We start from the raw sequence: 17,886 nt of genomic DNA, 5'->3' as shown, positions 1-17,886 counted from the left end.
TCGATGGTGTACCCGGACGCGTCATTTGGAACGCGCCATTGAATCGTAAGCTGGCTACCCAAGATAAGTACGTTTGCTGCTCGACACTGTGGCGAAGCGCCGCCGACTGGAGCCGGGACGGTGAGCGCTTTGAAGGAGCCTTGCGCGTGTTCCGCGTCGGTCCAGGCGGCTTCGGTCCACTCGGGCACGGCACTAGTTGATATCGGGGCGACCAGCGCAGTGAGCATGATCGCTGCTGCTAGGCCTCCGATCCGGCGATGCATTCGTCGTGAACTGCGCACTTTGGAGCTTTGAACAGAACCCCGCGCGCGCATCATGCCGCGCTCCTGTGCCTGTGTGTTTTGCGGTGTGCGTGCGCAATGCCAGCCGCAGCGAGCCCTGCTCCCACAGCGCTGACGCTCAATATTGTGGGCCACTGCGTTGCAATACCGGTTCTTGCGAGCGCTGCTACATCGCCAGGACCCGCAGTAACGACTTCTCCTTGCCCCGTGGCGCGCACGGTCAAACTGGCCGTGCCAGCTGCATCCTCTGGAATGGTCGCGGTCACGAGCAACCACTCTTCGAGTTCGTGCTCCCTCATCTCAAACAGCGGCGCATATGTACCGTCTGTGCTCACGGCCGCCGTTTGATTGATGCTGCGTTCTTGCCCTGCGCATGTGGCAGCGTGCCAGCGCACCGAACAGGTCTGAAACTCAAGCATTAGTCCGAGGTCGACCGAGCCTTGAGCCGCCGCTGAAACCTGCACGCTTCCAGCGGTGCTCGAGTTCACAGCGACTCCCACTTGCCAGTGCACCGGCACACCCGGCTGCATCGTACGCATTTTCACGGTGTCACCAATCGACGTGAGTGTCAGATGTTCGCCGCGCGTTACAGTTTCACTCTCACTTGGGTCGATCGACTTCGCGGCCGTTGCTGCGACTTCGGCCCCCGACACTGCTGTCGCCGTAGCGTATGGGGTCACGGCTGGCGAAATGAGCAACAGACCGAACGTCATCAATATGCCGTGTACGTTCATCAGTGCCTTCGCTGGCGCTTCGGCCAGAACGCCCACGTCACCAAGGCCGAGGTTGCAAGTGTAAGAGCGCCCAGCACAACCGGGTTAGAAAACCACACGACAACGTGGGCAAGGCCGGGCACCGATGTGAGTACGAGCCGAGCTTGTGTGACAGTGTATGGGAGCGGATCTTCAGATTCGTTCGCGTCACCCTTCATAGTGATCGTACGCTCGTCTCCCTCGCCTTCGATAGAGGTCACCCGGTGAGTAACCGGCAGGCGCGCGCCCCGGTCAACGGTGAGCACGTCGCCCACCTGAATCTCAGTCGCGGGGATCTCCTTGACGACCGCGAGCGACCCCGCGGGGATCGTGGGTGACATGGACCCCGTTTTAAACATGATCAACGTGATGTTGAAGACGGCAGACAGAATTATCAACACGATGAATGCTGCCCCACCGAGCGCCGCGAGGTTGAGAAGCGTACCGCCCACGAAGCTGCCCAGTGTGCGTTTGTTTGCCGGTTCATTAAGGACCGCATATTCGGCAACTTCAGCTGACCCCCGGGGCTCCCCCGACACATTCAGCTGGCCTGGTTCCCCGTGTGTCAGCGACGACATGTTCCTCTCCTTTCTTCTTCCTCCCGAGCGTGTGCCGGCCTTCTGATTCCTTAAGAGTTTGATGTCGCGGTAAACACCCAAGTCGGAGTGGCAGTCGTGCCTTGCAAAGAGTTTGGTGACCCCGCTGGCAGTGTGACTGCGAAGCAATACGCGACTGTGGCCCCTCCAGCTTTGGTTACCGGCTGGCTCACGGTCGCGCCGGTCGTGAGCGGCTTCGCTTGTACAATGACCGTGCCGCCTGTGAAGCTCGCTTGGTTGCAGGCATTAGCTGATGGAATGACGCTGACCCCGTAGGTCAGGTGCTGCGCGAGCGCCCCCGGGACTGGGCTTGCTGCGCCCCCGAGCAATACAGTGCCATCTACGGTTGTCGCGGCCGTGGTCTTAATGAGGAACTTTGAATAGGTTGTCACGCCCGGCGACATGGTGTTGAAATTTGGGGTGAACTGCAATGATGCGGCAGATCCCGCTGACGAGTGATCCGTAAATGAGGTCCCGTTAGTCGATCCCACCACGCCAAAGACACTCGCGGTCAGCGTTCCCGATGCGTACTCTGTATCGGTCCAAGCGGCTAGGGTGAGCGTTGCTCCCACCCCAAACACCATCGCTCCCGCGAGAATTGCGCGCACCCGAGTGAACCAGGTCTGTCTCGCGCTCCGTGAACTGCGCGTGGCGCGGCGCTTACCCGCGCCACGCCTCGCCGCATGCGCAGCGCGAGACGCACTACGCTTTTGCATGGTCAGCGCTAGATTGCGTCGGTGGATTCAGCGGTGAACGACCACACGATCGTGCCGGTCTCACCCTGTTCGATCGTGTTGTCTGCAGTGACCTTGAAGCACAGGAAGGTTGGCGTTTCAACGGCCGCGAGATCGAACGTCGTGCCGTTTTCGTTCGTGCCGGCAGTGTACGCCGATGCGTCACAAGTCGCAGCGGTCGTGTAGACATAGCTCGCTGTCGTGCCGCTGATGGCAGCTGCCACGTTCTGTGCCACGGTCACTTCTGCTTCGTTGGTAGCCCCGTCGATCAACTGCACTGCAAACCCGGCATAGACGTCATCGCCCGGCGCAAGTTTGTCTGCGTTGACCTGAAAGTTGAGCGTTGCGGCGTCGCCTACTGTCGCGTGATCTGTGAAGATAACACCGTCAATCGAGCCCTCAATCCCAAACGTACCGCTGCTGAAGATTCCCTTCGCCCATTCCTGGTCGGTCCATGCGGCGAGCGTTATCGCTGCGCCGACCCCCAACACGAGCCCACCAGCGAGCACCGCGCGTGCTTTGGTCCAGCCACGCTTCACTGTTACATTCTCCTGTTTAGACATCTGTGTCTCCCCTCAGACAACCCGCCATCTGGCAGATACCTCCAGGCTACGCCACAAAGAGTTATACGTCATGCGGCATGTTCTTTCGCACCACCACGACCGTGTCTTCAAGGTGGTGTTCGTGGCCGTCTGGGCCCGCAGCTGTGCGTTCTCGCACCTCGGCGACCTCGACGATCCACCCGTCGACCTCTCGCCCCTCTGGGCTGAGCCCCAGTGTGAGCAATGCGAGCTCACCGGCCGGTGACAAGAACTCGCCGGGGTGGTTCTTCGCCCACGGCGGCGGAGCCGCGTGCGACAAGATCACGAGCCGGCCGCCGGGAGCGATCCGCGTCAACGCCGTGCGCAAGATCAGCTCCCGCGGCAGCTCAACGGGCGACTGCATGAAACTCGCGGTGATGAGGTCGAACGGCTCGCCTGAGCCATCGACCTCAGCAGCGCGCAGCGTCCACTCCCCCAGGTCGGCGGCAATAAATCGCGCGCTCTCGAGCCCGCGGGCCGAGGCTTCGGCGATGCCTCGCGCCACGGCCGTGGGCGACAGGTCGATGCCGGTCGCGCTCCAGCCGTGTTCGGCGAGCCACAGCACGTCACCGCCCTCACCACACCCCAGATCGAGCGATCGCCCGGGCTCCCAGCGCTCCGCGACCTCGGCCAGCACTCGGTTCACCCTGCCCGACCACACCTGCCCGGCCTCGGCATAGCGCCGCTCCCAGAACTCAGCAGGGTTGGCCTGCGGATCCGGAGCTGAGTGCGCACCAGCGTGCTCAGCTGAGCACGCGGCAGCAGGGGGCAAGTGAGGGGCCGTCGAGTCAGTGGGTTCGTGCGATGCCATATGCCCAGCATGGCCCGCGACGAGCCTTACGCGCAATCGTGTTCGCGCACGACGTTGAACCTCATGCCGAATCGATGCCTGAGCTGGCAGAATGATCTGCACTGCTTCTGAATCACCTTGGAGAAGAAATTATGCCGCTTCGTTCGTCGCGTGCAGGCCGCCTAGCGGCCGCGGCCCTGGCCGGAGCTGCGGCAGTGTCGCTACTCACGGGCTGCACACTATTGGCTGGCGTGCCCGGCTTGTTCGGGGACGACGCTGGGCCAGCTGGTTCCGGATCGCGCGACAGTTCAGGGCCGGGGCCGGGTGCCGCCCCGCAGACGGCCGAACGGAGCGCAGATTCCTCTGGCGAGGCAGCTACTCCAGAGGCGGTTTCGACCTATCACCACGAGGGGCTCGGAGTTTGGTTCGATTACCCGCAAGAGTGGAGCGTGGCCGTGCCCGCGGTCTCGACAATCGAGATCATTGATGCAGAGCCTGTTGCGCTTTCAGCCCATGGGCCGGTTAGTTTCTATTACCTCACTACCGCCGCGGCAGACGGCGGCCTGTACCCCGTCTTGGGCCTCACCGGAGAGGAAGTCCTCGACGCCTCTGACCAGAGCAAATCACCGGCCAGCAGTGTCGCCATGCGCTTTGCCGCACAGTCCGAGAACCCGACCGAACGCTTTGATCTGAGTTTCGCAACCACCACCAGCTTTGGGGTGGACGTGAACGATGGCACCGCACCACATAGCGATGTCGCGCTTATCGACCGCTTAAAATTCGAGACTCACGCAGATGCAGAGAAGTTCAGCAAGTCGGCGCTGTACCAGCAGCTGAAAGACATCTTTATGTCGACCCGCTACCAAGAATCGCGTGAACGCCCGAGCGGTGACTTGGGGCTCGCGCAGCCAATCTCGCTGCCCGCCTGTGACGGCACACAGATAGCGGTCGTGGGCACCTCTTGGACGCCAACCGATTACAAGGCCGACATTGAACGGTATCTCAAGCTGTTTCCGGGCTCAGAATACTCTCGCACCGATTTCTTATGCACCTCCTTCTTGCGCCCGGCGCTCGATAACTCTGACGATAACTACATCTATTTTGTCTTTCAGCGCACCGGTAACGACACTTCCCTCACTTGTGAAGTTGTGCGCGACGCTGCCAGCGCAGGCGGAAACACCCACGGTAAGTGGCTGCGTAACGTCGCCTGGGCCGACCGTGGCGAGCAGGTGCCCTGCTGAGGGCGGTTCTCATTGGACGGCTGCCTGCCTCGGTTCAGTCATGCTGCGCGTCTGTCCGTTTTGCCATGCTGCGCGGGCGGGAAGTTTGGAAAGAAACGCGCCAGCGTTTCTCTCTTCCCGTGCAAGTGGTCTCGGCACTTGCGAGTCGCAGCATCCATCGCTCTGTACGACGAGTCGTCCACAGCCCCCTGTTTCGACCGAAAATTGGCGTGATTACGCCAAATCTGTGGATAACTTCACTCGAATAAATCTACGATCCGTGAGACAATAGGGTATGGAAGCCAAACCCTCACCCCAGCACGAAGAACCCCTCGCGGGCCTCTTCACTGAGGCTGCGAGCGAGGGTGCTGATGCGGGCACTGAAACCGCCACGGCGGATGCCACTAGCGGGCTGGGGATGCAGGCGAAGTGTGACGAGATCGTGCAGCTCATGGCGCACGTGCAAGCTTTGTTCCCGGCCGACTGCCCCGGCGCAGACGCCCGCACGGTCGTAAACGCGCTCACCGACGAGGGCGCCATCGACTTCGCAAAGATCGTGGCGCAGGTGATGCGTAAGTTCACTGAGCTGCAGGTGCTCAGTGCCGGGGCGGTGGGAACGCGGTCTGCGAAACGTGCCGGGCAGCCCGGCGTCGCGCAGGCGAGCGGCTTCAAAACGAGTGTTGAGATGATGCAGCACCTCACCGGCAGTTCGTGGGGTGAAGCCTCCCGCAAAGTGCGGGTAGGAGAAAGCATCCTCACCGGCGAAACAGCCGAACGCGAAGCCCTCGAGCAGCGCGAAGCGCTCGCCGCGAAGCGCGCCCTCGAAGCCAGCGCCAGCGACGCCGAGGGTCATGATGACGACGGTGGCTCGACTGCTCTTGAAACCGCAGCTGCTGAGGCGGAGCTGGTGTTGGCGGTGCCGTGGCATTCCGTGCTTGACCGGGCCGTGTCACGTGACCTGCTCACCGACCCACAAAACGATGCGATCAGGCAGGGCCTCGGCACTCCGCCCCGCACCCCCGCACCAAACACTCCCGCCGTAGGCACCGTGGCAGATGGCGCTGCGGTAGCGCCGGCGTGTGCGTTCCACACGGCCGCCTACGCGGCCCTCCACGCTTCCGGGCATTCGCCCACCCCCACGGTAGATCTTTTTGATGACGGGGACTGCGGGGGCCGGTGTGAAGCAGCTCTGCTGGTGCTGTGGTGGCAGGCCGGGCTCGACCTGATCGAGGCCGCCCAGCATACCCGGGTGGAAGAGCTGCGCCGCCACGCGCGCGCGATTCGTGACCTCCTCGACCCCGAGGGGGCGACGCTGCGGCGTAACGAGCGGTATGAGGCGCGCTCATTCAGGTGGTGGACGGACCCGAATGGGCAGTTCCATGCCCGCCTCACCTGTGACGATGACGCGGGGGCGTGGATTCAGACGATCTTTGCGAGCGCGCTGCGCCCCCGACGGGGCGGGCCCCGCTTCATCGACCCGGCAGAGCAGGCCGCGGGGGAAGAGCTCGCGCAAGACGAGCGCACCCACCATCAGATCTCGCACGACCTGCTCATCGATCTGCTCCAGTCGGGCGCGGTCGCTGACCAGCAGACCGTGTTCGGTACGAGGCAGGTGGGCGTGCGGGTGGTGCAGGTCGTGAACCGGGCCGAGTACCTCGCTGAGCAGGCCGAAGCCCGCGCCGCCGAGACGGCCTCGAAAGCCGCCAAAGCGGCAAAGAAGGCGCTCCGGCAGACGGCCAGCGGCGCCACCCCCGAGGCGCAGCAACCCTCAGACACACAGACACCGGCCGCGCAGCCTCCGGCTGACCCGGTCGGGGTGGTCGCCTGGTATGAAGACGGGCTCACCATCACCTCCGACTCAGTCGTCGCCAAGCAGCGCTGCAACGCCGGTGTCGTGCACGTCACGGTCGACGAAGACTACAACCCCCTCGACGTGGGGCGCGAACAGCGGCTCTACAACGGGGCCCAACGCATCGCCCTCGCCACCCGTGATGGCGGGTGTCGCTGGCCAGGCTGTGACCGGCCCTCTTCGTACTGCGAAGCACACCATATTGACCACTGGCACTCCGACCAGGGCCGCACCGACATCGATCGAGGGATCGCCCTATGCGCCTTATGCCGACGTCGGCATAATTTGCATTATGACGACCGGCGGATTATGCCGACCAGGGACACAATGAGCCCGTAAACACTGGGCTCCACGATCCCTGGGTCGGCATAATTCAGAGGCTCTCGAGAAACCCGATGAGCTTATCTGGGGCTTGATAGCGGCCAGCCCTCCCTCCAATCGGAGTGGTTCGATCGATCGCACGTTGCTTGATCGTCATATCGGCGTGGAGATAGATACTGGTCGTTTCTATGCTTTCGTGCCCGAGCCAAAGAGCGATGGTGGCGATGTCAGCCCCAGCGTGTAGCAACCTCATCGCAGCAGTGTGCCGCAAGGTGTGCGGGGTGACTGTTTTTGTTGCCAGCGAGGGACACCCGGTAGCCGCTGCGTCCACATGCTTGCGTAAAAGTTTCGCAACAGCATCAGTACTCAAACGTCGATATTGCCGAGTGGGGAACACTGGGTCGACGCGAGCCCCGTCGTGTGCTTTGAACCAGACCCGTAGGACTTTCACGGTACTGGCGGTGAGCGGAGTAGCCCGGTGCTTTCGGCCTTTGCCGAGGCGCACGACATGAGCTCCAACGTCAAGCTTCACGTCATCAATGGTGAGAGCAGTGAGTTCACTGACACGCAGACCGGTTTGCGCGGCGGTGGTGAGAAGGGCATGGTCTCGACGTCCGAGCCAAGTGCTCGTGTCGGGCGCCCCGATCAGGGCCGTGAGTTCCGTGTCAGTGAGCCAACTAATGAGGGCTCTGTCGTAGCGTTTCGCGGGGATCGCCAAGACTCGTTGGATGAGGGCGGCGTGTTCGGGATGCTCGAACGACGCGAATGCGTAGAACGAATGAATCGCGGCAAGCCGCGCGTTGCGGGTACGAACACTATTGCCCCTGTCTTGCTCAAGGTGAGTGAGAAAACCCACAATGGCGTCAGCATCAAGGTCAGTCAGATCAAGTTGCGCTGGTGAGACTCGGGTGTGCGTGTGGACGTGTTCGAGGAGGAGCCGGAACGTGTCGCGGTACGCCGCGATGGTATGCGAACTCACGTCACGTTGACGGGCCAGCCTGTCGGTAAAGAACTTTTGCAGAGTCGGCGCCAGCGCAGTCATTGTTGCTCTCCTTTCTCAAGGAAGTCCGCGGCCAACGCCATGAGTTCCGGAGCTGCCCGCAGATACCAGTACGTGTCGCGGGGGTTGAGGTGACCGAGGTAGGTCGATAAAGCGGGCAGTCGGGCATGCACGTTCTCGCCATCACGATGCCAACCGATGAGTGTGTTGATCGCGAAGCGGTGTCGCAGGTCATGCGGGCGGGGTCGGCAACGTGCCGAAATGGCTTCCAGGCCAGCTCGCTGACACAAACCAAGCCAAGCATGGTGGACGTTCTGGTAGAAAAGCCGCTTGCCTTGGGCCGTGACGAACAATGCGGGTGTGTGTAGGTGAGGCGCATGTAGCGCACGTTCCTCGCCATAGGCGGTGAGCGCTTCAAGGGTGCTGGAAGAGACCGGGATGAGCCTGGTCTTACCGAATTTAGTGCCCCGAATCGTCAGCGTCTGTTGCGCGGTATCAAGATCAGACCGGTCCAGGTTGATCACCTCACCAACACGCATCCCCGTTACCGCCAAGAGCCCGACGAGCGTTTCATAGGTGGCTGCCCGGAGAGGGGACGGTATGTTCCGCGCTGCGGCCATGAGCGCAGCAATATCGTCATCACTGTAGGGGTAAGGATCTGCGCGTCGGCTCAGCTGTGACAACGGAAGTATTTCAGGACCGGGGATCTCGGTAGCTGGATCGAACACGGACCACCAGCGCGCAAACCCGCGCACTGCCGCCAATCTGGACGCCCACCAGTAGGGATCTGCATCAGCTGGTGTGCAGGCCCAGGCCACTGTCACATCGACAGAGATGGTCACGAAACCCGCCTGGTCAAGATGGGCGACAAACTGTCGGAGAAATCGTTCGGTGTGTTCGAGTTTGAATCCGAGAGCACGCCGCGTTGCGAGGTACTCAGCCACGCCATCAGCTAACGCGCTCACGGCTGTCCTCCCGGCCAAGCTGGAGCCAGCAATCGAAGTTGACCGAGCACGTCATGACCGACAACCGGCCAGGACTGAGCCAACGGCTGAAGCTGGCGAAGATCAACTTTCGCGTAAATGACCGTTGTCGAGAGGTTTCGGTGTCGCAGCACTTGGCCGATCTCGAGCAAATCTGCCCCGGAATTCAGCAGCGTAGTCGCAACGGTATGCCGTAACCGGTGCGAACCAACCGGCGGTAATCCCGCACGCCTAGCAGCCACCGCGACAACACCGCCCACCCCCGCGGCACTCAACGGCCTATGCGGTGCCACCACTGTGAGAAACACTGACCGCGTGGCCACGTCGCGGGGACGCCCCTTCTCTAAATACTCAGCGATCGCTTGGCCTGCATCAACAGGCAGCGGGAGTCGCTCCATCCGATTCGCTTTCCCCGTGATCACAAGCTCGCCCGCGCGCCAGTCAATATCATCCAGCGTCAGGCGAGACACTTCCACGCGCCGTAGACCCAGCCGAATCAGCAACAGCATGACAGCTCGATCGCGTCGCGCTGAGGACCGCGTCGACTGGCATGCCGCCAACAACGCCGACACATCTGCGTCGGACAGGCCTTTCGGAAGCCCCGAATGCCGCCACCCAGCAGCCCCGAGTACCACCGGCGAAAGATCCGTCCCCAGCCGGCCAGTAACATGCAAAAACCTCAGCAACGATCTGACGTCGGTAAGCATCAAATTCGCAGACGACACTCGCATCGAACGACATTGCGCGCTCACATAAGATGACACACAAGCCGCATCAATCAATTCCGGCGCTTCGCAGGAAGCGAGAAAGCTGCGGGCGGTTCGTATCCGCTGCGCGATCGTCGTCGCGACCAGTCCTCGTTCTTGCTCCAGGAACACCGCAAACTGGTCTAAGAGCACATCCAAAGCAGTCGGTTCCGGCGTTACCGCGAGAGGCATCACTCTTTCAGCGCGCAGAAACTCAACTAGCGGAATGAGCCCCCGACGCGTCAATAGGCTTGCGTACCCAGCAGATCGGCGTGCCACCAGAAACTGGTCCAATACCTCATCGGTCAGGTCAGAAGCCACAATCGACTCAGATGACATCCACCTACTCACATGCGCCATCAGCCGTAAATGATCGGTCGCATTCAACGGCGTGTAGCCGGTTCTCACCAACACTGCCCGAAACTGGTCCGCCACGCCCTCAAGCGGGCCACGAACCCTCACAACAGAAACCCGATTCACCATTGCTTCTCCTTCACTCGAGATGAGTAAGAAGCATGACTTACAGAACCGGATTATGCCGACCGTCGAGACGCGGGAAGCTGGTGTTTACAAGGCCAATGCGCCCCGAGTCGGCATAATCCACCGGTCGTCATAATGCGCCACCCACCATTTGCAGCTCCATAACTACGGATGGAAGATCACCCGCGACGGGCGCGGCCCCTTCATGCTCCATCCACCACCAGACACCGAGGGGAGAACTCCGCCCATCATCCTCGAAAACCCACCCCCACCAGTCACCCGGGCACCACAATCACCACCGGGTGTGACCGGGCGACCTGACCTTGCCGCCACCACGGCCCGAGCGGCAGCACCCACCTTCGAGCTCACCCAGACCGAGCTCGCGACACCACTCCCCATCACCTACGGGATGCAACTCGGCGCCGCGAGGGCGCGGCGCTTCAAACCAGCCGACCAGCGGGCCTACGCACAAGCCAACGGGTATGCGTAGACACCAGCGGGCATGGACCGTGGGCGTGGATCCTGCGAGTCGCAAGCTCCCGCAGGATGACAACCAAAAGTAGCTCCCGCAGGATGACAACCAAAAGTAGCTCCCGCAGGATGACAACCAAAAGCTGACAGTCAATAGCAACTCCCGCAGAGCTTCAGCTAAAAGCGGCACGCGCGAGAGGGCGGTAAAGGCCCGTGCCTGCTATTCGGTCGGCTCCCCCAGCGACAGCATCAGCCGATTCGCCCAGTTAAAGAAAGCCCCCGCCTGCACCACGTCGAGCTGCTCGAGGTCGTCAAGGCCCGCCGCGGTGAGCGCCGCGACCTCTGACGCACCCAGCCGGCTCGGTGTTTGTGTCAGTGCGATCGTCGCACCAATAATTGCGTCCCATCTGGGCCCGTAGCTCGCCGGAGCACCCCCAGCCCACGCAAACCCGCTCACACCCTCACCCAGCAGCCGATCGATATCGCCCGCAGCCGCCCCCTGTTCGACCGCTGCCCGCGCATGCACCGAGGCGCAAAACACGCAGCCCGTGAACCGCGATGACGCTGCCGCCGCCATCTCGCGTTCGGCCCGCGGCAGCCCCGCATCAGTGTTGAAGAAAATGTCGAGGTCGGTGAGCGTGCGTTCGCGCAGCGCCTCGGGGTCACGCGCCAACAGCCGAAAGTACGGCATGTGAATGCGATCCGGCTCAATGAGTGCGGCATGATGCCGCTCGGTAAATTCGGCCGCGGGCAGCGGTGTGAGCCACGGTTTCCATCCCAGCGCCTCGCGCGTGAAGCGCGGCGGCTGGGTCACGCGGGGCGCCGTCGGCAGCTCTTCGCGCACCGAGACAGGTTGCTCCCCACCCGCTCCGGATCGGTGCCTCGCTGCCTCAGCCACCTCGCGCGCCAATTGTTCAAGGTCTCGGGCAGCACCAGCGCCGTGCGCTATTGCCCGGATTCCTTCCGCGACCCGCAGTTGGAAGGTGAGGAACGCGACCAACTGTGAGAGCGTGACGATACCGGTCGTGCTCCAGCCAGCCTCAAGTAGCCGGCCCAGGTGCTCCCGGCTCGCATCGCGAGGGTGCAGCACGAGCAGGTGCGCGTGCTCGAGAGCCGCTGCGAGCCTGTCCCCCAACGCGTAGGCGGCTTCGACCGAGTCCACCGAATACACCGGGCCCGCGACGCTTTCGGTCATGTTGTCGGCATGAAACGTGCCATAGGGGCCGGTGCCCGCCGCGTTTCGCGCCTCGGCCACAATGAGCGGCTCGAGGCCCGGGCCGCCGCCCGTTTCACGCAGCAGCGCCCCATAGAATCGGGCCGCCGCGGGCTGCTCGTGCAGCCGCGCCACGAAGAGTGCGACGGCAGCGCGCTCGGCCAGCGTCACCTCTTGGGCGGTGTCTGGCGCGGGCACGAACAGCGCCGTGAAGCTGCCCTGGGCGTGGCTGCGTGCCTCGGGCCTGCGCGCCCGGGCGAGGTCTGCAGCGCTGCCAGGTGTGACGGCGGCGAGCGCATCGATGATGTCGGGGAGTCCCGTGGTATCTGCACCTTCGGCGGCTTCCGGGTGATGAGCTGCCGTTGGCACGGTTAGGGTGTCAGTCATTGGAGTTTCCTATCAGTGTGAGTGTTGAGGCTGTTCTGCCGCGGCCCGGAATAGCGCCGAGCAGCTGCCTGGTGTAGTCGTGCTGCGGCCGCGTGAACACCTGCTCTGCGTTGCCGTGCTCGACCTGCCGACCGCGCTGTAGCACCGACACCGTGTCAGAGATCTGCCGCACCACGGCGAGGTCATGTGAAATGAACACGTAGGTGAGGCCCAGCTCCCGCTGCAGGTCGGCGAGCAACCGCAAGATCTGCGCCTGCACGGTCACATCGAGCGCCGACACCGCTTCGTCGAGTACGACCATTTCAGGTTCGACGATGAGGGCCCGGGCGATCGCCACCCGTTGCCGCTGCCCGCCCGAGAGCTCGTGGGGTTTACGCTTCGCGAAGGTGGCGGGCAGTGCTACCAGTTCGAGGGCGCTCGCTACCCGCGCCCCCGCGTCGCGGCGCGTACCAATGTTGAAGTTGCGCAGCGGCTCGGCGAGGGTCTGGCCGATGGTGCGGCGCGGGTCGAGGGATGCGTACGGGTTTTGGTACACCAGCTGGGTGGTGCGGCGATACTCCCGCAGCGCGGCCCCCGCCAGGCCGGTCACTTCGACCTCTGCGGCTGCAAGCACGCGAATGCTTCCTGCCGTGGGGCGGGCGAGCCCCGCAATCGCGCGGCCGGTCGTGGTTTTACCTGAGCCAGACTCCCCCACGATCGCGTGTGTGGTGCCGCGCGGCACCGTGAAGCTCACATCTCCAACCGCGACAAACGGTGTCTCGCCGCGGGGCCCACGAAACTCCTGTCGTAGACCAGTTACTTCGAGCAGCGTGGTGGGCGGGAGCGGTGTGGATCCTGCGACTCGCAAGCTTGCGCAGGATGACGTTGGGGAAGACGCAGACGATGACGAGGGCGCAGTACGACCCACACCGCGCGAGACCACCCTGCCAAAAGCGGGGGCATCGGCAATGAGCTGCCGCGTGTACTCAGCAGAGGGGGCAGACAGCACGCGCGCCGCCGGCCCGGTCTCCTCGACGGCGCCGCCGCGCATCACGACAACGGTGTCCGCGCGGTCGGCCGCCACCGCTAGGTCGTGCGTGATGAACAACACGCCCGTGCCCTGTTCCCGGCGCAGGTCGTCGAGCAGGTCGAGCACGGTGCGCTGCACGGTCACATCGAGCGCGCTCGTCGGTTCGTCGGCGATGATCAGCTCGGGAGTCGAAGCGATCGCCGCCGCGATGAGAACACGCTGCTTCATGCCGCCCGACAGCTCGTGCGGGTACTGTTTCGCACGCCTGGGGGCGTCGTCGATGCCCACCTGTTCGAGCAGCTCGATGACGCGGGCCCGCACCTTCGCCCGGTCGCGCCAGCCATGCAGGCGCAGTGACTCGGCGACGCTCGCCCCGATCGTCGCGATGGGGTTCAACGAGCCCTGCGGATCCTGCGGAATCAGCGCAATGCAGCGGCCGCGCAGGTCGTGCCAGTGCCGCTCAGCGAGCCCGGTCAGCTCGGTGACGCCGGCCCTGCGCTCATTGAACGCAATGCTGCCGCGCACCACGCGCCCGTTCGCCGGCAACAGCCCGATCACGGCCTGTGCGACGCTCGATTTGCCCGAGCCTGACTCCCCCACGACCGCTGTCACCTCGCCCGCGGTGAGGTCCAGGCTTACGCCGCGCACCGCGTCGACCACGCCCGCGCTGGTGCGGTACTGCACGGCGAGGTCACGAATCGAAAGCAGCGGTGCCGCGTCAGCACCCCCGGCGCGCGCCTCGCTCGCGGCCGGATCGGGTAAAGAATCACGCTCCGGATCACGGCCACGTGTGCCCAATGATTCCGTAGCCGCGGTGACGGCAAGATCGCGGGTGTGCGAGAGGTCCAAGCTCATGAGTTCTCTCCTCGTTCGATGAAGCGGCTGAGCCGGTTCGTGGCAACAACCACAAGCACCACGACAAGCCCTGGTAAGACGGTCAGCCACCAGGCGGTGGCGACATAGTTGCGGCCCTCTGCGATGAGCAGCCCCCACTCGGGGGTGGGCGGCGGCGCCCCGTAGCCGAGAAATCCGAGGGTCGAGATTTGCAGAATGGCCGAGCCCAGTTGCAGGGCGGCGAGCGCGATCACCGCGGTCACCGAGTTCGGCAGCACGTGCCGCCACAGGACGCCCCAGAATGTGCCGCCCGAACCGTAGGCGGCCTCGACGAATTCGCTCGCCCGCACGCTGACCACCTGTGCTCGCGCAAGCCGAGCAAATACCGCGACCGAGGTCACGCCCACCGCAATCGCTGCGTTCGCGGTGCCGAAGCCGAGCAAGATGACCACGCTGAGCGACAGCAAGAGGGTCGGAATCGCGAGCAGCACGTCGACGACTCGCATCAGCGCATCGTCCACGAGCCCGCCGGTCGCCCCCGCCGTCACGCCGATGAGGGACCCCGCGACGAGCCCCACGAGCACCGCGATCAGCGCCGCCGTGATCGACTGCGATGCCCCGTAAATCACGCGGGCGTACACGTCGCGGCCAGTCGCGTCGGTGCCAAACCAGTGGCCCGCGCCCGGCGCCTGCAGCGCGGCCCCCACCTGCTCGGTGGGGCTCACCGACGTGAACAGCCCCGGCGCGAGCGCCCACGCGATCGCAACGAGCAGGATCGCGGCGGGCAGCACCAACCCGGCGGTGGCACGCAGCCGGGTGAGCGCCGCTCGGCCTGATCCGGAACCCGCGAGAGCGGGTGATTGCGCAGCAGAGTGCGCAGGAGCCTGTTCAGAAACTGACACGGTGGCGGTCATGACGTAGCTCCTTCGAGAGCGGGCTCAGCACTTGAGCGAGAAGACTTGCTGGCTTTGTTACCAGCCTTGTCGCCGGGCTTTTCGGACCGCAGCCGGGCGTCAAGCACCGGGTAGAGCAGGTCGACGACCAGGTTGATCGTCACGAACACGGCCGCGGCGATGACGACGATCGCGAGCAGCACCGGGGTGTCGCGCTGGGCGACGGCCTGCGCGGTGAGGCTGCCGATGCCGACGCGGCCGAACACGGCCTCGGTGACGATCGCGCCACCCACGAGCTCGCCAAACAGCAGCCCCGCCATGGTGAGCGCGGGCAGCAGCGCGTTCGGGGCCACGTTGCGCCACAGCAGCCACGACGTGCTCGCCCCGCGGGCCCGCACCACGTTCACGAACGGCTGCTCGCGTACCTCGTCAATGCTGCGCAGAAACACCTGCGCAAGCGGCGCCGCGATGGGAATCATGAGCGTGATCGCGGGCAGCACGAGCGCTTGGCCGGGGGTCGCACCGATCACGGGGATGAGGCCCAGCTTGAACGAGAACACCTGAATCAGCACGATGCCGATCCAAAACACGGGCAGCGACACGAACAGGGGCGGCAGGTTGCGCACCGCGTTGCGCAGCAGCCGGCCGCGGCCAAAGCTCGCGGTAAAGGCGATCGTGACGGCGAGAAAGATCGCGCCCGTCATTGCGATTACCGCGAGCGTGAGGGTCTGCGGTAGGGCCTCGGCGAGCAGCGCCGACACCTGCGCGCCGCTCGCGACCGACGTGCCCAGGTCGCCCGTCAAGAACCCCGCAAGCGAGGCGAAGTAGCGGGTGAAGAGCGGCTCGTCGGCGCCATAGGTTGCACTGATCTCGGCGAGCTGCTCGGTGGTGAGCCCCAGATCTGGGCTCCCGAAGCGCGCCATCACAGCGTCGCCCGGCAGCGCCTGCAAAAGCACGAACGCGCCGGTGTAGGCGAGCGCGAGCACGGCGAGCGCCTGCCCGATGCGCCGCGCGAGGAAGGCCAGGCTCACTGGTTCAGGCTGACGTCGTAGAAGGAGGGCCGGCCGACGGCTTCTGTTGTAAAGCCTTCAACGCCACCGCGCACACCGTACGTTTGCGGCTCCTCGAACAGCGGCAGCACGTATGCGTTTTCGGCGATGTGCTGCTGCGCGGCGGCGGAGGCCTGCTGTCGTTCGGTGCTCGTGGGTACCGAAGCGATCTGTTCAAGCAGTTCGTCTAGCTTCGCGTCGTGCACTTCGCCCGTCGGGGCAAGCTGGCGCAGCACGTTGCGGTTCTTCGTGTGCAGCTGCGACTTGAGCACGTCGTAGTCTGCGCGGCCGACCATCGAGTGGTACACCTGGATCGTGCCGGGGTCACGGCCCGCCTCTTCTTGCGCAGCGTAGTCACCGGCGAACAGGTTGACTTCAACGCCGAGCGGGGCCAGCTGCTCCTGAATCAGCGTGATCACCTCTTTCGAACGGGGCTGCGGCTGCGCCTCGTTGAAGGTCAGACTGAGCTTCGCACCGTCTTTTTCGCGTACGCCGTCTGCGCCCTTCTTCCACCCGGCGTCGTCGAGCAGTTTGGCGGCCTGAGCCGGGTCGTACTCGTAGAAGCTCGAGGTGTCGGTGTAGCCTGCGGCGGTCTTCGCGAGAATGCCGGTGGCGAGCGGGTAGCTGTCGCTGAAGAGCGTGTCGACGATCGCCTGCCGGTCGATGCCCGCGATGATTGCGCGGCGCACATCTACGTCTTGGACAAGTTCATTCGTCGGGCGAAAGTTCAAGCTGTTCGTCACGCCGTTGGTGGGGGCGGCCAAGAGGCCGAGCCCCGCGGCCTGAAACTGTGGCTCGTCGGGCGCGGGAATTTGGCGAGCGATGTCTGCCTGACCTGCGACGACGGTGCCCACGCGCACACTGTCTTCGCCCGCGACGATGATATCCACGCTGTTGACGAGGGCCGCACCCTGGTGTGTGCGCGAGGCGGGCGCCCAGTCGTAGTCGGGGCGCGCGTCGAGCGACAACTCGCTGCCCAGCTGTTCGTCGGCGACGACGAACGGGCCGCTGCCGATGATCTCGGTCGCGTTGCCCGGACCAAACTCTTCGAGCGAGCGATCGAGCGTCTCGTTTGAGACGAGCCCCGAGTTGATCGTCGAGACCGCCTGTCCAAAGCCCGGCGAGGGCGCGGTGAAGAAGAACTTGACGGTGTGTTCGTCGACTGCCTCGCCGCGGTCGTAGTTGTTGATCGCTTCAGACACGGGCAGCGCGCGCTCTGTGTCTCCCTTGCCGTACAGATCAAAGTTTTTGACCACGTTCTCGGCGTCAAGCGGGGTGCCGTCTGAGTAGGTGACACCCTCGCGCAGTGTGAACGTGTACTCGGTCGCGTCGGCGTTCACCTCGGGCAGGGCCGCCGCGATCCACGGCTCGAGCTCGAGCGACTCGGGGTTTTGGTAGAGCAGCCGATCGGTGATCTGGTTCAGCACGCCGCCGTTGGGGTAGAACCCACCAGACGGCGGATACAGCGCGTTCCACGTCAGTGGTTCCAGGTAGGTGAGGGTGTTCTCGCCCGCCGCGTTTGCCGCCGCACCCCCGCCGCCTGCCCCGCCCGCTGAGCAGCCCGTGAGCGCCATCGCGCCTGCGGTGGCCGCCGCCGCCAGGGCGGTGAGTAACGAGAAGTGACGCTTATTCATGAGTGTTCCGTTCTGTGACAGCGGCGCTCGATCTGCTCCGCGCAATGAAGCTATTGTTATGTC

At 64.1% G+C, this 17,886-nt stretch carries 15 protein-coding genes; 3 read left to right on the top strand and 12 right to left on the bottom strand.

Annotation, left to right across the window (positions count from 1 at the left end; genetic code table 11):
• Positions 1–313 precede the first annotated feature (313 nt).
• From ACXR2T_RS12555 to ACXR2T_RS12540, 4 genes are all read right to left on the bottom strand, one after another.
• Positions 314–1,015 (bottom strand): hypothetical protein, encoded by a 702-nt coding sequence (locus tag ACXR2T_RS12555; RefSeq protein WP_458839845.1) that lies wholly within the window; start codon positions 1,013–1,015, stop codon positions 314–316.
• The gene (locus ACXR2T_RS12550; RefSeq protein ID WP_458839847.1) at positions 1,015–1,611 is read right to left on the bottom strand and encodes a signal peptidase I; all 597 of its coding nucleotides are present in this window, start codon (positions 1,609–1,611) and stop codon (positions 1,015–1,017) included. The genes ACXR2T_RS12555 and ACXR2T_RS12550 overlap by 1 nt, the downstream gene beginning before the upstream one ends.
• Positions 1,612–2,353: 742 nt before the next feature.
• Positions 2,354–2,926 (bottom strand): SipW-dependent-type signal peptide-containing protein, encoded by a 573-nt coding sequence (locus tag ACXR2T_RS12545; protein ID WP_458839849.1) that lies wholly within the window; start codon positions 2,924–2,926, stop codon positions 2,354–2,356.
• Positions 2,927–2,987: 61 nt separating this feature from the next.
• Positions 2,988–3,755 (bottom strand): class I SAM-dependent methyltransferase, encoded by a 768-nt coding sequence (locus ACXR2T_RS12540; RefSeq protein WP_458839851.1) that lies wholly within the window; start codon positions 3,753–3,755, stop codon positions 2,988–2,990.
• Between the two features lie 131 nt (positions 3,756–3,886).
• On the opposite strand from ACXR2T_RS12540, the gene ACXR2T_RS12535 reads away from it, so the two are divergent.
• Positions 3,887–4,975 (top strand): hypothetical protein, encoded by a 1,089-nt coding sequence (locus ACXR2T_RS12535; protein ID WP_458839852.1) that lies wholly within the window; start codon positions 3,887–3,889, stop codon positions 4,973–4,975.
• Positions 4,976–5,249: 274 nt separating this feature from the next.
• Complete coding sequence (locus ACXR2T_RS12530) at positions 5,250–7,142, top strand: HNH endonuclease signature motif containing protein (RefSeq protein WP_458839853.1); 1,893 nt, start codon at positions 5,250–5,252, stop codon at positions 7,140–7,142.
• A gap of 34 nt (positions 7,143–7,176) precedes the next feature.
• On the opposite strand, the gene ACXR2T_RS12525 is transcribed toward ACXR2T_RS12530, so the two are convergent.
• Genes ACXR2T_RS12525 through ACXR2T_RS12515 form a run of 3 tightly spaced genes read right to left on the bottom strand, consistent with a single transcriptional unit; the run spans position 7,177 to position 10,336 of the window.
• Positions 7,177–8,166, bottom strand: coding sequence for a tyrosine-type recombinase/integrase (locus tag ACXR2T_RS12525; protein WP_458839855.1), 990 nt, complete (start codon positions 8,164–8,166; stop codon positions 7,177–7,179).
• The gene (locus tag ACXR2T_RS12520; protein ID WP_489945537.1) at positions 8,163–9,089 is read right to left on the bottom strand and encodes a tyrosine-type recombinase/integrase; all 927 of its coding nucleotides are present in this window, start codon (positions 9,087–9,089) and stop codon (positions 8,163–8,165) included. Before ACXR2T_RS12520 ends, ACXR2T_RS12525 begins: the two co-directional genes overlap by 4 nt.
• Positions 9,086–10,336: a tyrosine-type recombinase/integrase gene (locus ACXR2T_RS12515; RefSeq protein WP_458839859.1), complete on the bottom strand. Its 1,251-nt coding sequence runs from the start codon at positions 10,334–10,336 to the stop codon at positions 9,086–9,088. Before ACXR2T_RS12515 ends, ACXR2T_RS12520 begins: the two co-directional genes overlap by 4 nt.
• 301 nt (positions 10,337–10,637) lie before the next feature.
• Here ACXR2T_RS12515 and ACXR2T_RS12510 point away from each other — a divergent pair, with 301 nt between their 5' ends.
• A complete protein-coding gene (locus ACXR2T_RS12510; protein ID WP_458839861.1) occupies positions 10,638–10,823 on the top strand; it encodes a hypothetical protein in 186 nt (61 codons plus the stop codon).
• Positions 10,824–11,024: 201 nt separating this feature from the next.
• On the opposite strand, the gene ACXR2T_RS12505 is transcribed toward ACXR2T_RS12510, so the two are convergent.
• The 5 genes from ACXR2T_RS12505 to ACXR2T_RS12485 are packed head-to-tail and all read right to left on the bottom strand — an operon-like array spanning position 11,025 to position 17,823.
• Positions 11,025–12,404 carry an alkylhydroperoxidase domain protein gene (locus tag ACXR2T_RS12505; RefSeq protein ID WP_458839863.1) on the bottom strand — a complete coding sequence of 460 codons (1,380 nt, stop codon included), beginning with the start codon at positions 12,402–12,404 and terminating at the stop codon, positions 11,025–11,027.
• Positions 12,397–14,268, bottom strand: coding sequence for a dipeptide ABC transporter ATP-binding protein (locus tag ACXR2T_RS12500; protein ID WP_458839864.1), 1,872 nt, complete (start codon positions 14,266–14,268; stop codon positions 12,397–12,399). The genes ACXR2T_RS12505 and ACXR2T_RS12500 overlap by 8 nt, the downstream gene beginning before the upstream one ends.
• The gene (locus ACXR2T_RS12495; protein WP_458814610.1) at positions 14,265–15,161 is read right to left on the bottom strand and encodes an ABC transporter permease; all 897 of its coding nucleotides are present in this window, start codon (positions 15,159–15,161) and stop codon (positions 14,265–14,267) included. The genes ACXR2T_RS12500 and ACXR2T_RS12495 overlap by 4 nt, the downstream gene beginning before the upstream one ends.
• Positions 15,158–16,171 (bottom strand): ABC transporter permease, encoded by a 1,014-nt coding sequence (locus tag ACXR2T_RS12490; protein WP_458839866.1) that lies wholly within the window; start codon positions 16,169–16,171, stop codon positions 15,158–15,160. Before ACXR2T_RS12490 ends, ACXR2T_RS12495 begins: the two co-directional genes overlap by 4 nt.
• Complete coding sequence (locus tag ACXR2T_RS12485; protein ID WP_458839867.1) at positions 16,168–17,823, bottom strand: TIGR04028 family ABC transporter substrate-binding protein; 1,656 nt, start codon at positions 17,821–17,823, stop codon at positions 16,168–16,170. The genes ACXR2T_RS12490 and ACXR2T_RS12485 overlap by 4 nt, the downstream gene beginning before the upstream one ends.
• Between the last annotated feature and the right edge of the window lie 63 nt (positions 17,824–17,886).

This window comes from Leucobacter faecis, assembly GCF_054456635.2.
This window is presented reverse-complemented; position numbering and strand designations above follow the sequence as displayed.